The 26,631-nt window shown below is 51.1% G+C and carries 16 protein-coding genes, 5 tRNA genes and 3 rRNA genes; 13 read left to right on the top strand and 11 right to left on the bottom strand.

Annotated elements, in window-relative coordinates:
- The first annotated feature begins 284 nt into the window (after positions 1-284).
- The 10 genes from VHA_RS10075 to VHA_RS10120 all read left to right on the top strand — a co-directional run bounded on the left by VHA_RS10075 (position 285) and on the right by VHA_RS10120 (position 14,519).
- Positions 285-1,967 (top strand): ABC transporter substrate-binding protein, encoded by a 1,683-nt coding sequence (locus tag VHA_RS10075; protein WP_005503957.1) that lies wholly within the window; start codon positions 285-287, stop codon positions 1,965-1,967.
- Positions 1,968-2,086: 119 nt separating this feature from the next.
- Positions 2,087-3,073, top strand: a complete 987-nt coding sequence (locus VHA_RS10080) for an ABC transporter permease (RefSeq protein WP_005503958.1) — start codon at positions 2,087-2,089, stop codon at positions 3,071-3,073.
- Positions 3,074-3,075: 2 nt separating this feature from the next.
- Complete coding sequence (locus VHA_RS10085; RefSeq protein ID WP_005503959.1) at positions 3,076-4,104, top strand: ABC transporter permease; 1,029 nt, start codon at positions 3,076-3,078, stop codon at positions 4,102-4,104.
- A complete protein-coding gene (locus VHA_RS10090; protein WP_005503960.1) occupies positions 4,104-5,069 on the top strand; it encodes an ABC transporter ATP-binding protein in 966 nt (321 codons plus the stop codon). Before VHA_RS10085 ends, VHA_RS10090 begins: the two co-directional genes overlap by 1 nt.
- A gap of 28 nt (positions 5,070-5,097) precedes the next feature.
- Entirely contained in the window at positions 5,098-6,087 is a 990-nt protein-coding gene (locus tag VHA_RS10095; protein WP_005503963.1) for an ABC transporter ATP-binding protein, read from the top strand.
- Positions 6,088-6,114: 27 nt separating this feature from the next.
- Positions 6,115-7,818: a glycoside hydrolase family 9 protein gene (locus tag VHA_RS10100; RefSeq protein WP_005503964.1), complete on the top strand. Its 1,704-nt coding sequence runs from the start codon at positions 6,115-6,117 to the stop codon at positions 7,816-7,818.
- Positions 7,811-8,689: a glucosamine kinase nucleotide-binding domain-containing protein gene (locus VHA_RS10105; protein ID WP_005503965.1), complete on the top strand. Its 879-nt coding sequence runs from the start codon at positions 7,811-7,813 to the stop codon at positions 8,687-8,689. The genes VHA_RS10100 and VHA_RS10105 overlap by 8 nt, the downstream gene beginning before the upstream one ends.
- Before the next feature lie 3 nt (positions 8,690-8,692).
- Positions 8,693-10,609 (top strand): beta-N-acetylhexosaminidase, encoded by a 1,917-nt coding sequence (locus VHA_RS10110; RefSeq protein WP_005503966.1) that lies wholly within the window; start codon positions 8,693-8,695, stop codon positions 10,607-10,609.
- A 38-nt stretch (positions 10,610-10,647) separates the two neighbouring features.
- Positions 10,648-13,053, top strand: coding sequence for a glycoside hydrolase family 94 protein (locus VHA_RS10115; RefSeq protein ID WP_005503967.1), 2,406 nt, complete (start codon positions 10,648-10,650; stop codon positions 13,051-13,053).
- A 53-nt stretch (positions 13,054-13,106) separates the two neighbouring features.
- Positions 13,107-14,519 (top strand): phosphoglucomutase/phosphomannomutase family protein, encoded by a 1,413-nt coding sequence (locus VHA_RS10120; protein ID WP_005503968.1) that lies wholly within the window; start codon positions 13,107-13,109, stop codon positions 14,517-14,519.
- 92 nt (positions 14,520-14,611) lie between these two features.
- Here VHA_RS10120 and VHA_RS10125 read toward each other — a convergent pair whose 3' ends face one another.
- The 9 genes from VHA_RS10125 to VHA_RS10165 all read right to left on the bottom strand — a co-directional run bounded on the left by VHA_RS10125 (position 14,612) and on the right by VHA_RS10165 (position 21,422).
- The gene (locus VHA_RS10125; protein WP_040528615.1) at positions 14,612-14,902 is read right to left on the bottom strand and encodes an MliC family protein; all 291 of its coding nucleotides are present in this window, start codon (positions 14,900-14,902) and stop codon (positions 14,612-14,614) included.
- Between the two features lie 234 nt (positions 14,903-15,136).
- A 5S ribosomal RNA gene (rrf, locus tag VHA_RS10130) occupies positions 15,137-15,252 on the bottom strand.
- 170 nt (positions 15,253-15,422) lie between these two features.
- Positions 15,423-18,430: ribosomal RNA gene (locus tag VHA_RS10135) — 23S ribosomal RNA — on the bottom strand.
- A 260-nt stretch (positions 18,431-18,690) separates the two neighbouring features.
- A tRNA-Ala gene (locus VHA_RS10140) sits at positions 18,691-18,766 on the bottom strand.
- Between the two features lie 5 nt (positions 18,767-18,771).
- Positions 18,772-18,847: transfer RNA gene (locus VHA_RS10145), tRNA-Val, on the bottom strand.
- A gap of 33 nt (positions 18,848-18,880) precedes the next feature.
- Positions 18,881-18,956: transfer RNA gene (locus VHA_RS10150), tRNA-Lys, on the bottom strand.
- Positions 18,957-18,958: 2 nt separating this feature from the next.
- A tRNA-Glu gene (locus VHA_RS10155) sits at positions 18,959-19,034 on the bottom strand.
- 89 nt (positions 19,035-19,123) lie between these two features.
- Positions 19,124-20,675: ribosomal RNA gene (locus VHA_RS10160) — 16S ribosomal RNA — on the bottom strand.
- Together the 16S, 23S and 5S rRNA genes with 4 tRNA genes alongside form the textbook arrangement of a ribosomal RNA operon.
- Positions 20,676-21,335: 660 nt before the next feature.
- Positions 21,336-21,422, bottom strand: a tRNA-Leu gene (locus VHA_RS10165).
- Positions 21,423-21,604: 182 nt separating this feature from the next.
- On the opposite strand from VHA_RS10165, the gene VHA_RS10170 reads away from it, so the two are divergent.
- Positions 21,605-22,096 carry an RDD family protein gene (locus VHA_RS10170; protein ID WP_005503970.1) on the top strand — a complete coding sequence of 164 codons (492 nt, stop codon included), beginning with the start codon at positions 21,605-21,607 and terminating at the stop codon, positions 22,094-22,096.
- Positions 22,097-22,151: 55 nt separating this feature from the next.
- On the opposite strand, the gene lptG is transcribed toward VHA_RS10170, so the two are convergent.
- Positions 22,152-23,225, bottom strand: coding sequence for an LPS export ABC transporter permease LptG (lptG, locus tag VHA_RS10175; RefSeq protein WP_005503971.1), 1,074 nt, complete (start codon positions 23,223-23,225; stop codon positions 22,152-22,154).
- Positions 23,225-24,325, bottom strand: a complete 1,101-nt coding sequence (gene lptF, locus VHA_RS10180) for an LPS export ABC transporter permease LptF (protein WP_005503972.1) — start codon at positions 24,323-24,325, stop codon at positions 23,225-23,227. The genes lptG and lptF overlap by 1 nt, the downstream gene beginning before the upstream one ends.
- A 193-nt stretch (positions 24,326-24,518) precedes the next feature.
- Here lptF and pepA point away from each other — a divergent pair, with 193 nt between their 5' ends.
- Together pepA and VHA_RS10190 are read left to right on the top strand one after the other, a co-directional pair.
- On the top strand, positions 24,519-26,027 hold the full coding sequence (gene pepA / locus VHA_RS10185) for a leucyl aminopeptidase (RefSeq protein ID WP_005503973.1): 1,509 nt from the start codon (positions 24,519-24,521) through the stop codon (positions 26,025-26,027).
- 131 nt (positions 26,028-26,158) lie between these two features.
- Positions 26,159-26,614 (top strand): DNA polymerase III subunit chi, encoded by a 456-nt coding sequence (locus VHA_RS10190; protein ID WP_005503974.1) that lies wholly within the window; start codon positions 26,159-26,161, stop codon positions 26,612-26,614.
- Positions 26,615-26,631 lie beyond the last annotated feature (17 nt).

Here is a 26,631-nt window from a genome sequence, read left to right on the forward strand (position 1 = left end):
CGCATTGATAACGTGTGTTTTTTGATCTGCATCAATAAGCAACATGTGGTGTTAAAAACGTTAATATTGACGTTTTTGACGCCTCTGTTTTTATATTTAACGGTTTTGACGGGCGACCGAATTGACCCCAAAGTGGAACCGGAGTTTCCTTACATTGCACTGAGCCTGCACGGCCATGTGAATACACAGGATCACTTGTCTGTTTATTCATAGCGGGTTCCGGCCTGACCTCATTGATTAACGGTCAGAACCAAGTGGAACAAAGCAACTAGTAAGGAACAGCTATGCTTGCCAATCTTAAGAAAACAAAACTTGCAGTAGCCGTCGTTGCGGCCGCAGCGTCGGTACTGACAGCACCGGTTGTCAGCGCTGCAGAAAGAACTGAACTGACTATTGTACCTGACTTCTACCCACAGCTTACCCGTAACTTCAACCCGTTCCTGCAGAACAACCTGAAGACGACTCTGGACTTTGTTTACGAGCCACTGGTTATCTTCAACCAGCTGGACGGCAATACACCTGTTATGCGTCTGGCGAAGGACTACACCATTTCAGATGACCTGAAAAAAGTGACCTTCGAAATCCGTGACGGTGTGAAGTGGTCTGACGGCACACCTTTCACTGCAGAAGACGTGGCCTTCACTTACAACCTGATCCGCGAAAACTCAGCACTTGACCTGGCGGGTAACGCAGCTCTGATCACTGACGTTAAAGTGAAAGGCAACAGCGTTGAAATTTCCCTGAAAGAAGCGAACTCTTCTGCACCTTTCAAACTGGTTCAAACGCATCCTGTTCCTAAGCACATCTGGAGCAAGATTGACAAGCCTGAGGCTTTCGCAAACGAAAACCCTGTAGGTTCTGGCCCGTTCACCGAAATCGACACGTTTACCAGTAACCTGTACGTTCAGTGTGAAAACCCAAATTACTGGGACGCGGACAGCATCGCAATCGACTGCCTGCGCATGCCTCTGATCAACAACAACGACGGTTTGCTGTCTAAGATTGTTGCTTCTGAGCTGGACTGGACGTCATCGTTCATCCCAGACATCGATGCGGTTTACGCCTCTGTGAACAAAAACCACAAGTACTGGCCAGCGCCTGTAGGTAGTGCGGTTAACCTGCTGGTTAACTTCGAACACCCAGATGCAGCGAAAAACGAAGCCTTGACTAACCTTGACTTCCGTCGCGCAATGTCCACCGCTATCGACCGTCAATCCATCATTGACATCGCATTCTACGGTGCCGGCTCTCAAAACCACTCTGCTGCAGGCCTTGCTGAGCTGTACCAAAGCTGGTCAGACAAAGACACCTACGAAGCAGCGAAGAAATACAACACCTATAACGTTGAATTCTCTAAAGAGCTTCTGAAGAAAGCAGGCTTTAAAGACACCAATGGTGACGGTTTCGTAGAAACCCCATCAGGTAAGAGCTTTGAACTGGCTATCCAGACACCATCTGGCTGGACTGACTGGAACAACACCGCACAACTGGCTGCTGAAAACCTGGCTGATGTAGGTATCAAAGCGAAAGCCGTCACCCCTGACTTCTCTGTATACAACCAAGAGATGGCGGGTGGTACGTTTGATGTCGCGCTGACTAACTACTTCACAGGTCCCGATCCACACCAGACTTGGGACACCGGCTTCCACTCTCGCTTCATGGCGAAAGAAGGTAACCCTCGTTTCGCGATGCACCGCTTCAAGAACGCGGAAGTAGACAGACTGCTGGAGAAATTCTACTCAACAGCGGATCGCTCTGAGCAACTGGAGATGGCACACAGAATCGAGAAGATCCTGTCTGACAATCAAGTCGTCATCCCAGTACTGTCTGCGGCGTCTACCTACCAGTTCAACGAAACACGCTTCACTGGCTGGTGGGATGCAGAGAATCCAAAAGGCCGTCCAATGGTTTGGCAAGGTATCAATGAGCGTCTGCTGCACATCCTTGATCTGAAGCCTAAATCTTAATCTCTAAATCTGGCGGCGCACCCGCGCCGCCTCTTTCCAAAGATAGACAATCGGTACTTTTGACCTTGGAGCTTTAATTCTTTGGTTGCGGCTTTGTCGTGCCACGTAAGGTGTGAGTTATGGGATTTTTTCTTAATAGATTACTGTTTTACTTTGGCGCGTTGCTTATCGCAATTACGCTGAACTTTATTTTGCCACGCGCCATGCCTGGTGACCCTGTGACCATGATGTTTGCCAATGCCAGCGTACAGGTCACTCCTGAGCGTATTGCAGCGATGAAAGAGCTGCTCGGCTTTGTAGACGGTCCCATCCATATTCAATTCCTGACTTACTTAAAAAGCATCTTCACCTGGGAATTGGGTGTTTCCACCACTTTCTACCCAATGACAGTGAATGAGTTAATCGCGAAGTCACTGGGCTGGACCCTATTCTTGGCGGGCACCTCTGTCGTCATGGCTTTCTGCATCGGTTCTGTTGTGGGTATCTTTGCGGCCTGGCGTCGCGGGAGCCGCTTCGACTCTTTTGTCTCCCCGGGTTTTATGGCGCTGCAGGCAATACCACCTGTGGTTATCGGTATGCTGATCCTTTTCGTTTTCGGTATCACCCTGAAATGGTTCCCGACTTCTTACGGTATGCCCGAGGGTGCCATCCTTGACTGGTCAAGCTGGGACACTTACACCGGTATCATGTACCACGCTGTACTTCCCCTGTTTTGCGCAACCATCGCCCAAATCGGTGGCTTCCTGATCAACATGCGTAACAACATGATCAACCTGTTGGCAGAAGACTACATCACCATGGCCAAGGGCAAAGGCCTGACAGAGAACCGCGTGGTTTTCAACTACGCCGCACGTAACGCACTGCTGCCAACAGTGACTGCACTGTCTATGGCGCTCGGTATGGCGGTTGCCGGCCAGCTGGTGGTTGAAATGATTTTCCAGTATCCGGGTCTCGGCACCGCAATGCTGAACGCCGTTAATGGTCGCGATTACCAGGTGCTGCAAGGACTACTGATTATCCTGACGCTGGTCATGCTGTGCTTCAACTTCATTGCTGATGTTCTCATCGTATTGCTCGACCCACGCCTGCGTAAAGGAGGCAAATAATCATGAACGGTATCTTTTCAATTATCCGGGGCAACCCAAAAGCGCTTGTTGGTGTCAGCCTCATTTTTATGTTCATTATCGCAGCAGTATTTGCCCCTTTTTTGTCGAAGTATGATCCACAAAAACGTACAGGTAACCCGCATGAGTACCCTGCCGCTGTCGTAAAGATAGCGCAAGCAAATCCAGATGGCTGGGTAGCGGAAAACCTGGCTGACAACCCACGTCGTCTTCGCATTTCGAAAGATGCTGAACACGTAATGGGAACGACCCGTCTGGGCCGCGATATCTGGTCTCAAGTGGTTCACGGCGCCCGGACCTCTCTGTTTGTCGGTTTCACTGCCGGTATCTTTGTATGTGTGGTTGCGACCATCATGGGGATCTCTGCCGGTTATTTCGGTGGACGTGTCGATAACGTGTTGTCCGGTGCGATGAACGTGATGTTGGTGATGCCACAGCTTCCCATTGTCATGGTCGTTGCCGCTTTCGTCGGTCAGGCAGGGCCGCTTACCATCGCCCTGGTCATTGCCTTAACCTCCTGGGCATGGGGAGCCAGGGTAATCCGCTCTCAGACACTGGCCATCCGTGAAAAAGAATTTGTAAAAGCCGCAGAAGTCCTGGGCGAATCTCGCCCCCGCATCCTGTTTGTTGAAATCCTGCCAAACCTTATCCCCCTGGTCGGCGCAAGCTTCATCGGTTCAGTGATGTACGCCATCTTGACAGAGTCTGTGCTGTCGTTCATCGGCATGGGTAGCCCGAATGCCGTGAGCTGGGGGTCGATGCTCTATAACGTGCGTACCTCTTCTGCCATGCAGCTCGGTATCTGGTGGGAAGTACTGGCGCCATGCCTGGCCCTGAGTCTGCTGTCATTTGCACTGGCACTGGTTAACTTCGCTGTTGATGAAATCGCGAACCCGCAGCTACGTGCCCAGAAAGGCCTTAAGCGCTGGAAGAAGGTCCAGCAGGAAGAAAAGAAAGCCCGCGAACAGGCTGACGTTGCACCACAAACTACAGTTTTGAGCGGAGAAAAATAATGACTGACACACAACTTTCTATCCGCAACCTATGTGTTGACTACATTACTGACGCGGGCGATGTTCGCGCAGTGGACAACGTGAGCTTTGACATTGGCAAAGGTGAAGTGTTTGGTCTGGCTGGCGAATCCGGCTGTGGCAAATCGACTGTCGCCTTCTCGCTGATGCGCCTTCACAAGCCGCCTGCCTACATCAGTGGGGGTGAAGTGTTCTTCAACGGTGAAGACATCATGCGATATAGCGATGAACGCATGAGCCGCTTCCGCTGGAATGAGGTTTCCATGGTGTTCCAGTCTGCCATGAACGCCCTGAACCCGGTCCTGACCATGGAAGAGCAGTTCTGTGACGTAATCATGCGCCATACCAATATGACACGTGATCAGGCAAAACGCCGTGCCGAAGGTTTACTGGAAATCGTAGATATCCACCCAAGCCGTTTGACGGATTACCCGCACCAGTTCTCCGGTGGCATGCGTCAACGTCTGGTGATCGCCATTGCTCTGGCACTGAATCCGAAGATGATCATCATGGACGAGCCGACGACTGCCCTCGATGTGGTGGTACAACGTGAGATCCTGCAAAAGATCTATGCGCTAAAAGAAGAGTTCGGTTTCTCAATTCTGTTCATTACCCACGATTTATCCTTGATGGTCGAGTTCACTGATCGCATCGGCATCATGTATGCCGGCCAGTTGATTGAAGTTGCACCGTCAAAAGAGATCCTGAAAACCCCGTATCACCCTTACACCGAAGGCCTGGCAAGTTCATTCCCTCCACTGACAGGGCCTAAGACGCACCTTTCAGGCATTCCTGGTAACCCATTGAACCTGCTTGAAATTCCGCAGGGATGCCGTTTCCAGACACGCTGTAGCAAAGCCAAGGATACCTGTTTTAAGGACGCAACAACCCTGACCCAGATTGAGCCAAACCGATTCACCAACTGCCACCTGTTTACAGGCAAGTAATTGGCTTTCGCGACTTGTAGGAGTGAGCATGACTAAAGAATTAGGCCAACCGATTGTTGAAGGGAAAAACCTGGTAAAGGACTTCCCGATCAGCAGTAACGCGCTCAACAAGCCAATGATGCGCGCACTGAATGACGTGTCATTCAAACTGTATAAAAGCCGCGGTCTGTCGGTAGTAGGTGAATCCGGCTCAGGAAAATCTACCACCGCGAAAATGATTGCCAAGATGTATGCGCCAACAGCAGGTTCTATCGAGTACAAAGGCCGTGATATTGCGACCATCACCAAAAAGAACGACCTAATGTCTTACCGTGAAGGCGTTCAAATGGTATGGCAAGACCCATTCGGTTCCCTAAACCCCACACATACTATTTTCCATCACATTGCCCGCCCGCTGCATATTCACAAAAAGGCGAGCAGTAACCCGAAGGAATTGGAAGAGCAGGTGTATGACCTGTTGGATCAGGTCGGCCTGACGCCGCCAAAAGAAACCGCACAGAAGTATCCCCACCAGCTTTCCGGCGGCCAGCGCCAGCGCGTTAACCTGGCACGTAACATTGCTGTGGGTGCTGAAGTTGTTTTGGCTGACGAACCTACCTCGATGCTTGACGTCTCTATCCGCGCAGGTGTTCTGAACCTGATGGAGGAGATGAAATTCGAGAAAGAAATGGCCCTGCTGTACATCACGCACGACATCGCCACTGCCCGTTATATCGCAGAAGATCTGGCGGTGATGTACGTCGGTCACATGGTGGAGTGGGGGGATTGCGAAGATATCATTCACCGTCCCCAGCACCCATACACACGCCTATTGGTGTCAGCCGTGCCAGATCCGTCGAAATCCATCCATACCGAGCTGGAAGGCAACAAAGGTGAGATCCCGCTTTGGACTCCTGATTCTGTGGGTTGCCCATTCGCGGGCCGCTGCCTGCATGCGACAGAGAAATGTCGTGAAGCACTGCCCGGCGTCACCAAACTGGCCGATAACCACTTTGTTCGCTGCTACTTGTACGAGTGATCCTCGTCAAGCGTTTTAGGAGGTAAGATGCAGCTGTTGACCAACCATATCGGTTACGAGCGCTTGGGTAATAAGCAAGCGCTGATTCTTGCCAGGCAAGAAGTAACGGCAACACACGCCGATATCGTAGATTGCCACACAGGGCAATCAGTGATGCAGCTGCCTGTTTGTGCTTGTGGTTCAGTAGACCAATGGCATACCGGCGATGTTTACCGTATTGATTTCTCTGCGCTCCAGATGTGTGGGGATTTCTTTGTCAGAGTCGGGGACGTGTCGTCTCCGGCTTTTTCTATCGCAGACGGTATCCTGTTTGATCGCACCTTTTCAGATGTGATCCACTACTTTAAATCCCAGCGTTGTACAGGCACGTTTGATCAACGCGATCGCGCCACGCCGATCTTCGGCACCGACCGTCTCGTTGATGTTCATGGTGGGTGGTATGATGCGTCAGGTGACGTCAGTAAATACCTCAGCCACCTCTCTTATGCCAATTATCTAAACCCCCAGCAAATTCCCATGGTTGTCTGGAATATGCTGACTACCCTGGATACCCTTTCTTCAGAACTGGCTCCATTTTCCAAAACCCGTCTGCATGACGAAGCACTGTTTGGCGCAGATTTTCTGGTTCGTATGCAGGACGCCGAAGGTTTCTTCTACCTGACCATTTTTGATAAGTGGAGCAAAGACACCACCCAGCGTGAAGTCTGTGCCTATGAGACGCAGCAAGGCCATAAAACCAGCGCCTACCAGGCGGGTTTTCGTCAGGGGGCTGGCGTTGCCATAGCCGCACTTGCCGCTGCAGCACGCTTCGGTGTGAACGGCGAATACGATGTCGAGACTTACCAGCAAACAGCAGAAACCGGCTACTGGCACCTGAAGGAAAACAACCCTTCCTATCTGGACGATGGTCAGGAAAACACCATCGATTTTTACTGCGCGCTGCTGGCAGCCACCGAACTGTTCACGCTCACCGCCAGTGAACGCTACCTTGAAGAAGCACGTTATTGGGCAACCCGCCTTGGCGAGCAACAACAGAGTGATGATCGCGTTAATCACTTCTGGTCAGCCAATGGTGACGGCTCCCGCCCGTATTTTCATGCGGCCGAAGCAGGCTTACCCGCTATTTCATTGATGCAATACCTTCAGGTGGAAAGTGACAGCACACTGAAAGCAAAATTCACAGGCATTCTTCTCCATGCGCTGGATTTTGAGCTCCACATTACTGCCGAAGTGAACAATCCTTTCGGCTATCCGCGCCAGTACATCAAGAATGTCGATGAGGAAAAGCGTACCAGCTTCTTTATCGCCCAGCGCAATGAAACCGGCTACTGGTGGCAAGGAGAGAATGCCCGCTTAGGTTCACTGGCCGCCATGGCCTTTATGGCCACCGGTTATGTGTCTGATGACGCGCAAAAAGCCAGACTCCGCGAATATGGTCAGCATGCCCTGAACTGGATTGTGGGTCTCAACCCTTACGACATGTGTATGCTTGACGGTCACGGCCACAATAACCCGGATTACCTGCCCCATCTGGGCTTTTTCAATGCCAAAGGTGGCATCTGCAACGGTATCACCGCCGGTTTTGACAACGAGTATGACATCGCTTTCAACCCGCAGGGACAAAAAGACGACATGCTACAGAACTGGCGCTGGGGGGAACAATGGATCCCACACGCCGCCTGGTACCTGTTAGCCATTGCGATGCAGAAGAAGGATGCCGCCTATGGCTAATTACTACTGTGGTGTCGATGGTGGCGGCACATCCTGCCGAGCTCGTATCGTAGACGGAAACGGTCAGTTTTTGGGTGAAGCCAAAACCGGCAGCGCCAATATCCTCTTGGGAGTAGAGCTCGCCATGGAAAACATCCAACGTGCGATATCCCAGGCGGCTGAGCAAGCGGGCATCCTTGATTTATCTACCCTGTCGGTCGGCCTTGCGCTTGCTGCTGCCGAGCAAAAGTCAGCCTGGTATGCCTTTATGGCGCTGCCTCACCCTTACATGCACATGACCCTCAACACGGATGGATATGGCGCCTGTATGGGCGCATTTGGTAGCGGTAACGGGGCGATCGTGATTGCAGGAACCGGCTCTGTTGGTCTCTATCTGGAAAACGGCCACCAGCACGTGGTAGGTGGCCGTGAATTCCCTATCTCTGATCAAGGCGGTGGCGCGGTAATGGGTCTTCGGCTGATCCAGGAGACCTTGCTGGCGTACGATGGCCTTCGTGCTCCTTCAGCGATGTCTGATCATGTCCTTGCGCATTTCAACCACGATATTGATGCCATTGTTGCATGGTCAAAAACCGCTACCCCCCGGGATTACGGTCAATTCAGTCCGAAAATCTTCGAGCTGGCCATGGCGCGCGACACACTCGCCATGGCGCTGCTGCAAGGCTCTGCCGCCGATATTGAACGCCTGATCCTTGGTCTCAATCGAAAAGGCGCCCAACAGATCGCACTGATGGGCAGCATTGGAGAACGCATTGTGCCCTGGCTATCCCCGGCCGTTCAGTCTTTGCTGGTTCCCCCACAGGCAGATGCCATGGCCGGCGCTATTTTGATGGCGCGCGGCGATCACAACCTTTTTCCTTTTCCGAGGTAAGCCATGAACTTTCGCCTAGACCTCAATGTTATTGATATACAGCCCGAAGAGAGTCGTTTCGCGCTGGTGCTTCATAACCTGTCTGAAACCAACATTCAAAACTGGCAACTGACTTTCACCGTCAGCCGTTATGTGATACCTGCCAGTGTGTCACACGGTAATTTAAAACAAATTGGCAGTTTGTGTATTTTTGAAACGGGCGAGCCACTAAACGCTAACGACCATCTCTATCTGGAATTCAGCCATACCACCAAACCGTTCTCGCTCCATGATGAAGGTATTGGTGACGCCTGCCTGCTGGTCACGACAGACGAAGGGGTCAACGCCATACCGGTAGAAACCACGGTGATTAACCTTGGTCGGCAAACGCCGGAACGTGTCCCATTGACACTGCCAGCGCCCAACGCCATCAACCTGATCCCACAGCCCAAAGCTCTGATAGTCAAACAAGGGCAGTTTGCACTGACGGATGACGTGGCCATTGTCTCTGGCTGTGACATCAGCAAACCGGCCGCTCTGTGGCTGGCCGATGAAATGTCCAAGCACCTGCGCCGCGACGTGAGCATTAAACAGGAGGGTCAGATCCGCCTGCTTCAGGATACCAAACTGAAACCCGCTCACTACCGTGTCAGCGTAACACTGCAAGGTGTGGTGATTTCTGCTTCCGACAGCAACGGTTTCACCTATGGTGTTGCAACAGTGCTTCAATTATTGCCGGTGCAGGCATCACACCGCCACTATTTCGATTACGCTCTGCCTTGTGTCGAGATTGAAGATCATCCACGCTTCGGTTACCGCGGCATGATGCTGGATTGTGTGCGCCACTTCCATCCAGTGAACCGCGTAAAAGACTTGATAAACCAACTGGCCCGTTTCAAGTTCAACCACTTCCACTGGCACTTGACCGATGATGAAGGCTGGCGCATCCAGATTGATGCCTATCCTGAGCTCACAGAAATCGGTGCGTGGCGGGGTCCGTTTGAAACACTCGAGCCTCAATACACCTCGCTTTCAAAAATTCACGGCGGGTTTTACACCAAAGATGACATCCGTGAGGTTATCGCCTATGCCGCGCAGCGCGGCATTACTGTGGTGCCCGAGATTGATATTCCGGGGCACTGCCGTGCCGCCATCAAGTCGCTGCCGCAGTTACTGGTAGAGGACGCTGATACCTCCGTGTATCGCAGTATTCAGAACTACACCGATAACGTCCTCAATCCGGGCCTTAAAGGCACGTACACCTTTATTGAAACGGTACTGAAGGAAGTGTGTGAACTCTTCCCTGCACCGTACGTTCATATCGGTGCCGACGAAGTCCCCGAAGGTGTCTGGACGAATAGCCCAGCCTGCCGGGCATTAATGAAAACCCACGGCTACAAAGATTTTAAAGATCTACAAGGACATCTGCTTCGCCATGCTGAGAACTTCCTCAGCACCAAAGGCAAGCAAATGTTTGGCTGGGAGGAAGCAGTGTTTGGCGACAAGGTCAGCAAAGACACCGTGATCTTCTCCTGGGTAAGCGAACAATCCGGTATCGACTGCGTTCGCAACGGATACCCGGTTGTGCTCCAACCCGGTCAGGAAACTTATCTGGACATGGCACAGGACTATTCAGCCTGTGAGCCAGGCACAGACTGGGCCTGCAAAGTACCTCTGGAGAAAGCCTACCACTATGAGCCTTTCGCCAATTCTGACGTCACCCCCGAGGAATTTACCCAGGTGAAAGGCATTCAATGCGCACTCTGGTGCGAGATGATCAACAGCCAAAGCCGCTTCGAGTACATGATCTACCCTCGCCTTCTGGCGATTGCAGAAGTGTGCTGGAGCGCCAAAGAACAGCGAGACTGGGCTGATTTTCAGGCCCGTCTTAGCGGACAACTGCAATACCTGGATCGTCTGGGTATTAACTATCGTCGGTAATTACTTCAATTTTTGAGATTTGTAGAAGGAAATACGCCATGAATTACGGCTTCTTTGATAACGACAACCGGGAATATGTCATTACCCGTCCTGATGTACCGGCGCCATGGACCAACTATCTGGGTACAGAGAAATTCTGCACCGTCATTTCACACAACGCAGGTGGTTACTCGTTCTATAACAGCCCTGAGTACAACCGCGTAACCAAATTTCGCCCAAACGCCACCTTCGACCGTCCGGGGCATTATGTCTACCTGCGTGATGACGAAACCGGCGATTACTGGTCAATCTCCTGGCAACCCGTGGCAAAGAGCCTGAAAGAAGCGAAATACGAAGTACGTCATGGCTTGTCTTATTCCAAATTCAAGTGTGAGTACAACGGCATTACCGCCCAGAAAACCCTGTTCGTACCGAAAGGTGAAGACGCACAGATCTGGGATGTGAAGATCAAGAATGACGACGACAAACCACGTACCATCAGCGCATTCTCCTTTGTCGAGTTCTCATTCAGCCACATCCAGTCAGATAACCAGAACCACCAGATGAGCCTGTATTCTGCAGGGACTTCGTACAACGATGGCGTGATTGAATACGACCTGTACTACAACACCAACGACTACGAAGGCTTCTACTACCTGGCATCAAGCTTCGATCCTGACAGCTATGATGGCCAGCGCGACAGTTTCCTCGGTCTGTACCGTGATGAAGCCAACCCTGTTGCTGTTGAGCGTGGCCATTGTTCTAACCACGTACAAACCTGCTACAACCACTGCGGTTCGTTGCACAAGCAATTCGTTATCCAACCGGGTGAAGAAGTGCGCTTCATCTTTATTCTGGGTATTGGCAAAGGTGAAGGTCAGCGCCTGCGCACGAAATATCAGGATTTCGCCAACGTAGATGCGGCATTTGCCGATATCAAAGCCCACTGGGACAGCCGTTGCAGCAAGTTCCAGGTGAAATCACCCAACGAAGGTCTGGACACCATGATCAACGCATGGACCCTGTATCAGGCAGAAACCTGTGTGGTGTGGTCACGCTTTGCTTCTTTCATTGAAGTGGGTGGACGTACCGGCCTTGGTTATCGCGACACTGCGCAGGATGCGATCTCTGTACCGCATTCAAACCCGGCAATGACCCGCAAGCGTCTGGTTGACCTGCTGCGCGGCCAGGTAAAAGCAGGTTATGGTCTGCACCTTTTCGATCCAGACTGGTTCGATCCAGAGAAAGCGGACGTTAAACCGTCCAAGTCACCGACCGTTGTGCCTACCCCAAGTGACGAAGACAAGATCCACGGAATCGAGGACACCTGTTCTGATGATCACCTGTGGATCGTACCCACCATCATTAATTACATCACTGAAACCGGTGAGGAAGGTTTCCTTGATGAAGTGATCCCATACGCAGACGGCGGAAGCGCCACTGTTTATGAGCACATGAAAGCGGCACTGGATTTCTCTGCAGAATACGTCGGCCAAACCGGTATCTGTAAAGGGTTGCGCGCGGACTGGAACGACTGCCTGAACCTGGGCGGCGGTGAGTCAGCCATGGTGTCTTTCCTGCACTTCTGGGCGCTGCAAGAGTTTATCGAGCTGGCGAAGTACAAAGGCAACCACGATGACGTCCAGAAATATACCGTGATGGCTGCCAACGTGCGTGAAGCCTGTGAAACCCATCTTTGGGATGAAGAGGGCGGCTGGTATATCCGTGGCCTGACCAAAGACGGCGAAAAGATTGGTACTGCACAGCAAACCGAAGGGCGAATCCACCTTGAGTCAAACACCTTGGCGGTTCTCTCAGGCCTCGCCTCCCAGGACCGTGGTGAGAAAGCGATGGATGCTGTCGATGAGAACCTGTTCTCTGAATATGGCCTGCACCTGAACTCCCCTTCGTTTGCGACACCCAATGACGATATCGGCTTCGTCACCCGTGTTTATCAGGGTGTAAAAGAAAACGGTGCGATCTTCTCACATCCAAACCCATGGGCATGGGTTGCTGAAGCCAAACTGGGACGCGGTGACCGTGCCATGAAGTTCTACGATGCGCTGAACCCCTACAACCAAAACGACATCATCGAGACGCGTGTCGCTGAACCTTATTCTTACGTCCAGTTCATTATGGGCCGTGACCATGTAAACCATGGCCGTGCTAACCACCCTTGGCTGACAGGCACCTCGGGCTGGGCATACTTCGCCGTTACCAACTTCATTTTGGGTGTGCAAACCGGTTTTGATGGCCTGACCGTGAATCCGTGTATCCCAACCAGCTGGCCAGGTTTTGAAGTGAACCGTGAGTGGCGCGGCGCGATGTACCAAATTAAGGTACAGAACCCAAATGGTGTCAGCAAAGGCGTGAAATCCGTCACCCTGAACGGTCAACCTGTTGAAGGCGCAATTCCTGCACAGGCAGAAGGTTCTGTAAACGAAGTGATTGTTGTTCTGGGTTAATCAAAAAGCCGGGGCCTTTGCGCCCCCTTTTCTCGGTTTAAAGGAGTTCCACCATGATTCAATTTGGTACCGGCGGCTGGCGTGCCCTGATTGGCGAAGAGTTTACCCGTGACAACGTGCGCCTTGTTGCCCAGAGCCTTGCCAACATCATGCTGAACGAGAATGCTGTTGAACCTGGCTTTGTGATTGGTTACGACCGCCGTTTCCTGTCTGACAAGGCCGCGGCCTGGTTTGCAGAAGTCTTGGCGGCAAACGGCGTTACCGTCAGCTTTATCGACAAATATGTGCCAACACCCATTGTGATGTTCAAGGCAAAAGAAATGGAAACCCACTACTCTGCCTGCATCACGGCTTCTCACAACCCTGCAGACTACAACGGCATAAAAGTCTTCATAAAAGGGGGCCGCGATGCCGATGAAGTGATCACGGCAAAGATTGAAACACAGATCAGTCAACTTCAGCCAAGCGATATCAAAATCATCGATTTTGAAGAGGCCGTTGAAGCGGGATTGATCAAGATAATCAACCCGATGAACGAGTTCGTGGATTCGATCATCAATTTCATCGACATTGAAGCGATCAAAAAAGCCAACCTGCGTGTACTGATCGACCCTATGTTCGGTGTGGCGAAAAACGCCCTGCAAACGGTTCTGATCTCTGGCCGCTGTGATGTTGACGTCATCAACGACGGAGCAAACCCAGGCTTTGGTGGTCTGATGCCATCACCGAGTGCCGCGACGCTTTATCGCCTGAAGCACCTGGTTGCCCATGAAGGGTATGATATTGGTATTGGTACTGATGGCGACGCAGACCGCCTCGGCATCATCGACGAAAAAGGCAACTTTATTCACCCGAACGAAGTATTGCTTCTGCTTTATTACTACCTGCTTGAATACAAAGGCTGGAAAGGTTCAGTGGTGCGTAACATTGCTACAACTCACCTGCTGGATAAGGTTGCCGCTGATCATAATGAAAAAAGCTTCGAAGTACCGGTTGGCTTCAAGCATATCAGCTCACAAATGGAAGCAGATGATTCACTCATCGGGGGCGAAAGCTCTGGTGGGCTGACAATCCGAGGTCATATCAAGGGTAAAGACGGGGTATTTGCTTCAAGCTTGCTGGTGGAAATGATCAGCGTGACAGGTAAGAAACTGTCAGAGCTGCTTGACGAAATCTACGGAAAGTACGGCTACGCCTATACCGCAGAAGGCGATTGCACCTTCAAGGCATCCCAGCGTGAAGTGCTTTACAACAAGATTTATGTAGAAAAAGCCCTGCCTGAATTTGCTTACGAAATTGAAAAAGTCAGCTATGCCGACGGCTTGAAGGTTTACTTCAAAAATGGCGGCTGGGCCTTGGCACGCTTTTCAGGCACAGAACCCCTGCTGCGTATTTTCGTAGAGTGGGAAGACAAAGAGACTGCCGAGGCGCTGGTACACCAGATCAAAGAGTTCCTGTACGTTTAACTATCATTGGGCAATGATTGGCAACAGTGCTGTTCATTCATGCAAACCGAAAGGTTTTCGCAACAAGGGTAGCTGCTTGGCTACCCTTGCTTTTATCTGCTCAGTGTGCATGCCTGCAATGATCGCTCTCCGACAACCAGCAACGCCTCATCACCTTTGGTATGAAGCTTGACTGAACCATTTTCTGACTCATATAACACGCCAGACGCCGAACGAATGCGTGAAAGCTCGTATTCAGTACCATCAACATGAACAACGGCATAATCTGACATCATCATCGCGCCAAATGTCTGTCCGTCATCACAGGCATAGTGGTATGGCAATGGGGATGTACATGCACTTAGCAGTAAAACTGGCATCGCTAAAACCAATTTTGTTTTCATTACTTCTCTCCATGGCCTCACTCTTCCCATCATCTCAGCATGAAACCCGATGCCAATATGAGTTCTAAGTCATATTATTTTATTCAGGCTTTATCTCAGGTAAGGGATTGCTACAAACTATACCTTGAATTTGTGATTAGTTAGTCAAGGCAACGCAAAAAGGCCATCCTTGCGGATGGCCTTCTCGTCGTACTTTTTGTCTTCACTTTTTTAAAAAGCGAAAGAAAATTAGAAGCCTGGCGATGTCCTACTCTCACATGGGGAGACCCCACACTACCATCGGCGCTGCTCTGTTTCACTTCTGAGTTCGGCATGGAGTCAGGTGGGTCCAAAGCGCTATGGTCGCCAAGCAAATTCTGTATCGGGGTTCTCGGTCCTAGGTGACTAGGCCCTGGGAACTCCCCATTAAAATCTTGGAAAACTGACCGCGGTTGCTCTTCCTAGGTCCTAGCAACCGCTCTCTCTCTTTACACACTCTTTGTGTTCTTACTTGAGTCCGTCAAAACCCCTTGGGTGTTGTAGGGTTAAGCCTCACGGGCAATTAGTATCAGTTAGCTCAATGCCTCACAGCACTTACACACCTGACCTATCTACGTCGTCGTCTCCAACAACCCTTTAGAAGGCTTTTAGCCTTAGGGAGAACTCATCTCGAGGCTCGCTTCCCGCTTAGATGCTTTCAGCGGTTATCAATTCCGAACTTAGCTACCGGGCAATGCCACTGGCGTGACAACCCGAACACCAGAGGTTCGTCCACTCCGGTCCTCTCGTACTAGGAGCAGCCCCTCTCAATTCTCCAACGCCCACGGCAGATAGGGACCGAACTGTCTCACGACGTTCTAAACCCAGCTCGCGTACCACTTTAAATGGCGAACAGCCATACCCTTGGGACCGACTTCAGCCCCAGGATGTGATGAGCCGACATCGAGGTGCCAAACACCGCCGTCGATATGAACTCTTGGGCGGTATCAGCCTGTTATCCCCGGAGTACCTTTTATCCGTTGAGCGATGGCCCTTCCATTCAGAACCACCGGATCACTATGACCTGCTTTCGCACCTGCTCGAACCGTCATTCTCGCAGTCAAGCGGGCTTTTGCCATTGCACTAACCTCACGATGTCCGACCGTGATTAGCCCACCTTCGTGCTCCTCCGTTACGCTTTGGGAGGAGACCGCCCCAGTCAAACTACCCACCAGACACTGTCCTCACCCCAGATTATGGGGCCAAGTTAGAACATCAAACATACAAGGGTGGTATTTCAAGGATGGCTCCACGGCAACTGGCGTCACCGCTTCCAAGCCTCCCACCTATCCTACACATGTAGGCTCAATGTTCAGTGCCAAGCTGTAGTAAAGGTTCACGGGGTCTTTCCGTCTAGCCGCGGGTACACAGCATCTTCACTGCGATTTCAATTTCACTGAGTCTCGGGTGGAGACAGCGTGGCCATCATTACGCCATTCGTGCAGGTCGGAACTTACCCGACAAGGAATTTCGCTACCTTAGGACCGTTATAGTTACGGCCGCCGTTTACTGGGGCTTCGATCAAGAGCTTCTCCCTAAGGATAACCCCATCAATTAACCTTCCAGCACCGGGCAGGCGTCACACCGTATACGTCCTCTTTCGAGTTTGCACAGTGCTATGTTTTTAATAAACAGTTGCAGCCACCTGGTATCTGCGACTGCCCATAGCTCCATCCGCCAGGGACTTCACCGCGGGCAGCGTACCTTCTCCCGAAGTTACGGTACCATTTTGCCTAGTTCCTTCACCCGAGTTCTCTCAAGCGCCTTGGTATTCTCTACCCGACCACCTGTGTCGGTTTGGGGTACGGTTACTGATAACCTGAAGCTTAGAGGCTTTTCCCGGAAGCAGGGCATCAATGACTTCAACACCGTGGTGTCTCGACATCGTGTCTCAGTATATAGCAAGCCGGATTTGCCTAACTCACCTACCTACGCACTTGAACCTCGACAACCGTCGCGAGGCCCACCTAGCCTTCTCCGTCCCCCCATCGCAGTTATCAGCAGTACGGGAATATTAACCCGTTTCCCATCGACTACGCCTTTCGGCCTCGCCTTAGGGGCCGACTTACCCTGCCCCGATTAACGTTGGACAGGAACCCTTGGTCTTCCGGCGAGGAGGTTTTTCACCCCCTTTATCGTTACTCATGTCAGCATTCGCACTTCTGATACCTCCAGCATGCCTTACAGCACACCTTCTACGGCTTACAGAACGCTCCCCTACCCAATGTGCCTAAACACACTGCCGCAGCTTCGGTGTATCGCTTAGCCCCGTTACATCTTCCGCGCAGGCCGACTCGACCAGTGAGCTATTACGCTTTCTTTAAATGATGGCTGCTTCTAAGCCAACATCCTGGCTGTCTGAGCCTTCCCACATCGTTTCCCACTTAGCGATAACTTGGGGACCTTAGCTGGCGGTCTGGGTTGTTTCCCTCTCCACGACGGACGTTAGCACCCGCCGTGTGTCTCCCGGATACTACTTACTGGTATTCGGAGTTTGCAAAGGGTTGGTAAGTCGGGATGACCCCCTAGCCTTAACAGTGCTCTACCCCCAGTAGTATTCGTCCGAGGCGCTACCTAAATAGCTTTCGGGGAGAACCAGCTATCTCCGGGTTTGATTGGCCTTTCACCCCTAGCCACAAGTCATCCGCTAATTTTTCAACATTAGTCGGTTCGGTCCTCCAATTGATGTTACTCAATCTTCAACCTGCCCATGGCTAGATCACCCGGTTTCGGGTCTACGTCATGCAACTACATCGCCCAGTTAAGACTCGGTTTCCCTACGGCTCCCCTATACGGTTAACCTTGCTACATAACGTAAGTCGCTGACCCATTATACAAAAGGTACGCAGTCACCCTATCCCAAAGCACTCAAGCCTACTGCTTGATTTTTGAGGTTTGTCGTTGCAAACAACGCAACGACAACAGTGTGAATTCACTTCACGCTGTCACCTTCATGCTCGGATAAGCACTTTGGTGATAGGGCTCCCACTGCTTGTACGTACACGGTTTCAGGTTCTATTTCACTCCCCTCACAGGGGTTCTTTTCGCCTTTCCCTCACGGTACTGGTTCACTATCGGTCAGTCAGGAGTATTTAGCCTTGGAGGATGGTCCCCCCATCTTCAGACAAGATAACACGTGTCCCGTCTTACTCGTTTTCACTCACTGTGCGTTGTCGTGTACGGGGCTATCACCCTGTATCGCGCCACTTTCCAGTGGCTTCCACTAACTCACAATCAGCTTAAGGGCTGGTCCGGGGTCGCTCGCCGCTACTGCCGGAATCTCAATTGATTTCTTTTCCTTCGGGTACTTAGATGTTTCAGTTCCCCGAGTTCGCCTCATTAACCTATGTATTCAGTTAATGATACTGGCTTATGCCAGTGGGTTTCCCCATTCGGAAATCCCAGACTCAAGTGGCTGTTACTGCCTTATCTGGGCTTATCGCAAGTTACTACGTCCTTCATCGCCTCTGACTGCCCAGGCATCCACCGTGTACGCTTAGTCACTTAACCCTACAACCCCAAGAGGTTTCGTAGGTTCAAACAACCAAGGTGTTCATTTACATGAACGATTTCGCCGGACTCAAATTCCAAGAACACGTGAATGTGTTTGGTGTTAACTCCTAAGAGTTAACCTTTGAGAACTTTTACAAACAATCTTTATTTCCGTAGAAACAAAGTTGTTTAGTCAGCTTTCCAGATTGTTAAAGAGCATGTGATGTGTTCTGTCGAACAACCACTTTTTAAATATTCTCGTAAGAACACTTAAAGCGTGGTGGAGCTATGCGGGATCGAACCGCAGACCTCTTGAATGCAAATCAAGCGCTCTCCCAGCTGAGCTATAGCCCCAAAAGTGGTGGGCGATACCGGGCTCGAACCAGTGACCCCCTCCTTGTAAGGGAGGTGCTCTCCCAACTGAGCTAATCGCCCACATTGTTTGTTTTACATCCCCAGTGGTGAAGATGGTGGGTCGTGCAGGATTCGAACCTGCGACCAATTGATTAAAAGTCAACTGCTCTACCAACTGAGCTAACGACCCAATGGCGTCCCATAGGGGAGTCGAACCCCTGTTACCGCCGTGAAAGGGCGGTGTCCTAGGCCTCTAGACGAATGGGACACAACCTTTGTTGAGGTTTGGGTACCTCAACCACTCTTTACATTTTCAACCTATACAATCTGTGTGGACACTCTCATTCATAGTATCAGTAAGGAGGTGATCCAGCCCCAGGTTCCCCTAGGGCTACCTTGTTACGACTTCACCCCAGTCATGAACCACACCGTGGTAAACGCCCTCCCGAAGGTTAAGCTATCTACTTCTGGTGCAGCCCACTCCCATGGTGTGACGGGCGGTGTGTACAAGGCCCGGGAACGTATTCACCGTGGCATTCTGATCCACGATTACTAGCGATTCCGACTTCATGGAGTCGAGTTGCAGACTCCAATCCGGACTACGATGCACTTTCTGGGATTCGCTCCACCTCGCGGTCTCGCTGCCCTCTGTATGCACCATTGTAGCACGTGTGTAGCCCTACTCGTAAGGGCCATGATGACTTGACGTCGTCCCCACCTTCCTCCGGTTTATCACCGGCAGTCTCCCTGGAGTTCCCACCCGAAGTGCTGGCAAACAAGGATAAGGGTTGCGCTCGTTGCGGGACTTAACCCAACATTTCACAACACGAGCTGACGACAGCCATGCAGCACCTGTCTCTCAGTTCCCGAAGGCACACCAGAATCTCTTCCGGCTTCTGAGGATGTCAAGAGTAGGTAAGGTTCTTCGCGTTGCATCGAATTAAACCACATGCTCCACCGCTTGTGCGGGCCCCCGTCAATTCATTTGAGTTTTAATCTTGCGACCGTACTCCCCAGGCGGTCTACTTAACGCGTTAGCTCCGAAAGCCACGGTTCTAGACCACAGCCTCCAAGTAGACATCGTTTACAGCGTGGACTACCAGGGTATCTAATCCTGTTTGCTCCCCACGCTTTCGCATCTGAGCGTCAGTCTTTGTCCAGGGGGCCGCCTTCGCCACCGGTATTCCTTCAGATCTCTACGCATTTCACCGCTACACCTGAAATTCTACCCCCCTCTACAAGACTCTAGCCTGCCAGTTCAAAATGCCACTCCCAGGTTAAGCCCGGGGCTTTCACATCTTGCTTAACAGACCGCCTGCATGCGCTTTACGCCCAGTAATTCCGATTAACGCTCGCACCCTCCGTATTACCGCGGCTGCTGGCACGGAGTTAGCCGGTGCTTCTTCTGCCGCTAACGTCAAGTAACGCAGGTATTAACTACGCTACCTTCCTCACGGCTGAAAGTGCTTTACAACCCGAAGGCCTTCTTCACACACGCGGCATGGCTGCATCAGGCTTGCGCCCATTGTGCAATATTCCCCACTGCTGCCTCCCGTAGGAGTCTGGACCGTGTCTCAGTTCCAGTGTGGCTGATCATCCTCTCAAACCAGCTAGGGATCGTCGCCTTGGTGAGCCTTTACCTCACCAACCAGCTAATCCCAACTGGGCCCATCCTGACGCGAGAGGCCCGAAAGTCCCCCTCTTTGGTCCGAAGACATTATGCGGTATTAGCCACCGTTTCCAGTGGTTATCCCCCTCGTCAGGGCAGGTTCCCAGCCTTTACTCACCCGTCCGCCGCTCGCCGCCCATGAACGCACCCGAAGGATTGCTCATGTCGCTGCCGCTCGACTTGCATGTGTTAGGCCTGCCGCCAGCGTTCAATCTGAGCCATGATCAAACTCTTCAATTAGAATCTTTTCTGCCCTTCCTCACTTTGAAAAAGTGAACAAAGGCGGCTCAACGAATACTGATATAAATTGACTGTGCTCTTATTGGTTTTCACGTTTGAAAACGTGAAATCAAAACAGCTCAAGGCTGTACCAATTTGAATTGGTCACTCAGTTCGTTGATAAATCTTTTGTCTATCAATGACGAGTGCCCACACAGATTGCATAGGTCAAATTGTTAAAGAACATTGACCGGCTCACCTGCCTCGTTAGAGGCTCGCCGTGTCGATGCAGCGCATTATAGGGCGTTCATTTTCATTGGCAATAGCCAAAAACAAATAATTTCGAAAAACCGAATCAAACGGTCATAAATCCATCAAAAAATACAAAAATGAATAGTTCTCCATCAATATTCAGCTCAGATATACTAAGAAAAATGAAATGAAGCACACTTTACCCCCCAGCAAGAAGTTATTGATACTCTCCAAGTTCGCTCCAAAGAATCCAATTGTTATGGGGCGTTTTCATATTGAAGATAATTAGGAGGGTAAGAGCAATAAGTTAACACTTCAATAAATAAGGCTTAGAAGGAAAGATCGTAACAAAGAGAGTGTTTTAGGGTGGATATGCAAAGACCTAAAACGAAAAAAGCCCCAGTCTTTCGACTGGGGCTTTCCGGAAATTGGTGCCCGGGGCCGGACTTGAACCGGCACAGTGTCACCACCGGCGGATTTTGAATCCGCTGCGTCTACCAATTTCGCCACCCGGGCAAGTGCGAGCAATTATACGCAAGCAACGTATCGAAGCAAGCGTCTAATTCACAAAACCCTTCCGATCGTTTCTTTTTTCACCACACTGCTATAAACACGTACTATCTGGCCTGTTTTTACGCATTCAACACGGTCTGTAAGGCTGGTAAACTACACAAAGCACTCATTTCTAGGACAATACAATGGCTAACTCCTCCCCACAATACAGCGTACCTAAGGGCGCCAGCTTTTTCAGACGCTTTGGCGCCTGGCTTTATGATTTTCTCGTGCTTATCGCTGTTGAGATGCTAGCCATTGCGCTGGTTGTTGGTGCAGTTGCGGTAGCGGTGCAGTTGGGTTTCTCGATTGAAGGCTATGCAGATGTCAGCGACTACCTGACCCGAGACCCTGTAATCAGTCCCTTCTTCACTATCTATGTCTTTGCCATTGCTGCAGGGTTTTATGGTTATTTCTGGACCCGGGCAGGTCAGACTGTTGGCATGAGGGCATGGAAACTCAAAGTCGTCAGTGAGTTTGGTGGCAATATCACGTTTACCCAAGCACTGATCCGCATGACGACATCTTGCCTTGGCATCGGTAACCTGTTGGCGTTGTTTGACAGGAATAACCGGGCGTTTCAGGATCACTTCTCAAACAGTCAGGTGATTAAAATCGAGACAGTGAAAACGAAGTAGTTCAAGTCAAGTAAAGAGGGAGCCCATTGGCTCCCTCTTCTTTTTAGGTAAAGCGCTAAAGCTTTCTGTTTAGCAGGTAAAGCGTTACCCCGATAAAAGCCAGGCTAGGCGCAATAGCACCCACAAATGGTGGCAGGTTGTAGACCAAGGTCATCGGGCCAAACACTTCGTTGGAAATATAGAAGGCAAAGCCGAAAATCACCCCGGACAACACCCTCGCCCCCATCGTCACAGAACGAAGTGGGCCAAAAACAAAGCTCAGCGCCAGTAGCATCATGACACCAATAGAGAGCGGCTGAAGCACTTTACGCCATAACGCCAATTCATAGCGGGAAGCATCCTGCTCCGACGCTTTCAGGTAATCCACATAACTGTATACGCCACTGAGGGAAAGCTCCTCCGGTTTCACCGTGACGATAGAGAGTTTTTCAGGCGTCAGCGTGGTCTTCCAGGCCAGTTGTTTCTCGGTGGTTTCATTGATCTTCACCGGACCATCAAAGTGAGTGACGGTGACATTTTCCAACATCCAGCTATCTTTATCTAAATACCTTGCCTGTTCGGCAAACACTTGGGCTTTCAGCGTCTGAGTGTCATCAAACTTCCAGATGTTCACACCAACCAGTGATTCTTGCTGGTCAGTCCGGGCAATATAAATGAAATCACTGCCGTCTTTTGCCCAGACGCCACGTCTGACAGACATGACATTGCCACCGGATTTCGCAAATGCACGCAGTTCACGCGCCGCTTTTTGCGCATCCGGCGCGCCCCATTGCCCAAGCGCCAAAACGACCAACATCAACGGCATCGCAGTTTTCAGTACAGAAAGGCCAATATCCAGCTTGGAGAAACCGGCCGCCTGCATCACCACCAGCTCAGAGCTTGAGGCCAGGGTACCCAGACCAATCAATGCCCCAAGGAGCACAGCCATCGGGAAGAACATCTCGATATCACGGGGCATACTCAAAAGTACATACTGCACCGCTGTCATCATGGTAAAGGAGCCCTCACCCACAGAACGAAGCTGCTCAACAAACTTGATGATGGCAGAAAGCCCTACCAGTGTTGCCAGACAAAGTGATGTGGTGGCAATAATGGTGCGGCCGATATAAAGGTCGAGGATTTTGAACATCAGGCTGCTCTCCTCAAACGGTATCTCATTTTACGCACAGGCATGGTATCCCAGCTGATGAGCATCAGGGCGACCAGCAAGGCAATCAGGTTGACACTCCAAAGGCCGATTTCGGCCGGTAACTTCCCTTCTTCAACCGCCGATTTCGCCGCGCTGATAGAAAGGAAATACGCAAGGTAAATCAACACTGCCGGGAACAGCTTGGCAAAACGTCCCTGACGGGGATTCACGGCAGAAAGTGGCACCACAATCATGGTCATCAGTGGAATACAGAGCACCAGAGAAATACGCCACTGCAACTCGGCCTGTGCGCGGGGAGAAGATTCATTGACGAGTATCTGGGTGGGCATCGCATCCCAGTCCCGGTTTTTCTGGCGAACTTCACGCTGGCCAATCAACACTTGATAATTTTCATAATCCGTAACGGTATAGTCGAGCAGGGTCGGTACACCTTCATAACGGATACCGTTATTCAAATCCAGCACCTGACGACCATCTGGCAACTCAGAAATAAAGCCTTTCTCAGCCACCACGACATTCGGGCGCAAAGTGCCACGGGGAACTGGCTGGGCAATAAAAACTTTATGCAAATCTTTACCGTCTCCGGTAATATCATTGACATACACTACCGCCTGCCCATCCGGAGTGGTCTGGATTTTTCCCTGAACTAAAAGTTCCAAACCGGTATCGGCTTCCAAACTTTCCATCACTTTGACTTCTTTGTCGTTAGCCCAAGGTGTCAGCCATAACGCGTTAAACGCCGCTACACTGCCGGTAATGATTGCCAGATATAACGCCGCACGGATCAGGAATTTGTTTCCGATCCCTGTTGCATTCATCACGGTAATTTCGCTTTCTGCGTACAGACGGCCAAAAGTGATCAAAATGCCGATATATAGACTGAGTGGCAGCATCAACATGCCCATTGAAGGCATATACAACCCCACCAGGGTTAACACATCACCGCCCGGAATTGAGCCATCTGTCGCATTCGCCAGCACCCGGATAAATTTTTGGCTAAAAAAGACCAGAAACAGCACAAAAAGCACCGCAAGTTGCGTTTTTACTGTTTCTCGGATCAAATACCGAACAATAATCACGGCGTTTTACCTTTAGAAAACTTGTTTTTTTACTCGAATCGCTATAGTTTTTCGGTAAATCAGTTGTTTTTTAATCTTTCGGCCAAGTGTTGACCTGCTTAATGAAATTTACGTCGAACAGTGTTTCGAGTTCCGATAAAGCGGGCATTATCCAACATTTAGCCCCACTTGTCTTTAGGATGTAGGAGTACGCATGGAGTTCAGTGTAAAAAGCGGGAGCCCCGAGAAACAGCGCAGTGCATGTATCGTTGTCGGTGTATTTGAACCACGCCGCCTGTCACCGGTTGCAGAGCAACTGGACAAGATCAGCGACGGTTACATCAGTAGCCTGCTGCGCCGTGGGGACCTCGAAGGCAAGCCTGGCCAGATGCTGCTGTTGCATCACGTTCCTAATGTGCTGTCTGAGCGTGTGCTTCTGGTCGGTTGCGGTAAAGAGCGTGAGCTGGGTGAGCGCCAATACAAAGAAATCATCAAAAACACCATTAACACCCTGAACGAAACCGGTTCAATGGAAGCGGTGTGTTTCCTGACCGAATTGCACGTTAAAGGCCGAGATACCTACTGGAAAGTGCGTCAGGCGGTTGAAAGCACCAAAGACACACTCTACACCTTCAACCAATTCAAGAGCGTAAAACCGGAAACACGCCGTCCACTGCGAAAACTGGTCTTTAACGTACCTACCCGTCGTGAACTGAATCTGGGTGAACGTGCTATATCACATGGTCTGGCAGTAGCATCCGGTGTGAATGCCTGTAAAGACCTCGGTAATATGCCACCTAACGTGGCAAACCCTGCTTATCTGGCTTCCCAGGCTCGCCGTCTGGCAGATGACTTCGAGAAAGTCAGCACCAAGATCATTGGTGAGCAGGAAATGAAAGAGTTGGGTATGACCTCATACCTTGCTGTGGGCCAAGGTTCAAAAAATGAATCCATGATGTCTATCATGGAATATAAGGGCCATCCAGACCCAGACGCAAAACCGATTGTTCTGGTCGGTAAAGGCCTGACGTTTGACGCTGGCGGGATTTCGCTGAAACCGGCTGCCAACATGGACGAAATGAAATACGACATGTGCGGCGCAGCGGCAGTGTTCGGTGCCATGAAAGCACTGGCAAAACTCGACTTGCCGATCAACGTGGTGGGAGTGTTGGCAGGGTGTGAAAACATGCCCGATGGCCACGCCTATCGCCCCGGTGATATTTTGACCACCATGTCTGGTCAGACGGTTGAAGTGCTGAACACAGACGCAGAAGGTCGTCTGGTTCTTTGTGATGCCCTGACCTATGTCGAGCGTTACGAGCCGGAATGTGTGATTGATGTGGCGACCCTCACCGGTGCGTGTATCGTGGCACTCAGCCACCATATCAGTGGTTTGATTTCTAACCACAACCCACTGGCACACGAAATCGTGAATGCGTCTGAACAAGCTGGCGACCGCGCATGGCGCTTGCCAATGACCGAAGAGTATCAAGAACAGCTGAAGAGCCCATTCGCAGATATGGCAAATATCGGTGGTCCAGGCGGCGGCACTATTACCGCAGGCTGCTTCCTGTCACGCTTTGCCAAGAAGTACAACTGGGCACATCTGGATGTGGCCGGCACCTCTTTCAAAGGCGGTCAGAATAAAGGGGCAACAGGCCGTCCTGTCCCACTACTGGTCCAATTCCTGTTGAACCGCTCCGGCCTTGAAGTTGCAGAATAAACCTGCACATAGAGAAAAGGAGGCCTCGGCCTCCTTTTTTATTGCTGGCTTTTTGTTGCGTCAACCGTCAACACAACGCACACTGAGCGAGCAAAATACCGCCACACCAAACGGCACAAGAGGAAAAACCAATGACAGGCATGGCGACCTTCTACCTACTGGATGAATCGCACAACAATCCTTCCCTGCGGATGTTGGAAAAAGTCTGTCAGTTGTCTGCCCTTTTTTGCCAACAGGGTATGAAAGTGTTTATCACTGCGGCAGACAAGCCCCAGGCAGAAGCCATTGATGAAGCATTATGGCAACAACCTGCGGAGGGTTTTGTACCGCATAATCTGGTTGGCGAAGGCCCCCGGGGGGGAGCACAGGTTGAAATTGGCTGGCCCGGCGTACGTCATTCCGGCCACCGGCATGTGCTGATAAATCTGGCGCAAGAAGCAGCAACTTTTGCGCCTTCCTTTGCACAAGTGGTAGACTTCGTGCCTTGCGAAGACGCTCTCAAGCAACAGGCTCGGGAACGCTACAAAATTTACCGCATGGCGGGGCGCCAAATGCGCACGCTCGCCATTGAAGAAATGTCCCATTAAATCAGTCCATCAAGAGC

This window comes from Grimontia hollisae CIP 101886 (assembly GCF_000176515.1).
Classification (GTDB): Bacteria; Pseudomonadota; Gammaproteobacteria; order Enterobacterales; family Vibrionaceae; genus Enterovibrio; species Enterovibrio hollisae.

Coding starts and splice junctions, on each gene's coding strand:
- VHA_RS10090 (WP_005503960.1), top strand. CDS start 4,104: ATGACTGACACACAACTTTCTATCCGCAACCTATGTGTTGACTACATT.
- VHA_RS10075 (WP_005503957.1), top strand. CDS start 285: ATGCTTGCCAATCTTAAGAAAACAAAACTTGCAGTAGCCGTCGTTGCG.
- VHA_RS10105 (WP_005503965.1), top strand. CDS start 7,811: ATGGCTAATTACTACTGTGGTGTCGATGGTGGCGGCACATCCTGCCGA.
- pepA (WP_005503973.1), top strand. CDS start 24,519: ATGGAGTTCAGTGTAAAAAGCGGGAGCCCCGAGAAACAGCGCAGTGCA.
- VHA_RS10080 (WP_005503958.1), top strand. CDS start 2,087: ATGGGATTTTTTCTTAATAGATTACTGTTTTACTTTGGCGCGTTGCTT.
- VHA_RS10095 (WP_005503963.1), top strand. CDS start 5,098: ATGACTAAAGAATTAGGCCAACCGATTGTTGAAGGGAAAAACCTGGTA.
- VHA_RS10115 (WP_005503967.1), top strand. CDS start 10,648: ATGAATTACGGCTTCTTTGATAACGACAACCGGGAATATGTCATTACC.
- VHA_RS10085 (WP_005503959.1), top strand. CDS start 3,076: ATGAACGGTATCTTTTCAATTATCCGGGGCAACCCAAAAGCGCTTGTT.
- VHA_RS10190 (WP_005503974.1), top strand. CDS start 26,159: ATGACAGGCATGGCGACCTTCTACCTACTGGATGAATCGCACAACAAT.
- VHA_RS10170 (WP_005503970.1), top strand. CDS start 21,605: ATGGCTAACTCCTCCCCACAATACAGCGTACCTAAGGGCGCCAGCTTT.
- lptG (WP_005503971.1), bottom strand. CDS start 23,225: ATGTTCAAAATCCTCGACCTTTATATCGGCCGCACCATTATTGCCACC.
- VHA_RS10125 (WP_040528615.1), bottom strand. CDS start 14,902: ATGAAAACAAAATTGGTTTTAGCGATGCCAGTTTTACTGCTAAGTGCA.
- VHA_RS10110 (WP_005503966.1), top strand. CDS start 8,693: ATGAACTTTCGCCTAGACCTCAATGTTATTGATATACAGCCCGAAGAG.
- VHA_RS10120 (WP_005503968.1), top strand. CDS start 13,107: ATGATTCAATTTGGTACCGGCGGCTGGCGTGCCCTGATTGGCGAAGAG.
- VHA_RS10100 (WP_005503964.1), top strand. CDS start 6,115: ATGCAGCTGTTGACCAACCATATCGGTTACGAGCGCTTGGGTAATAAG.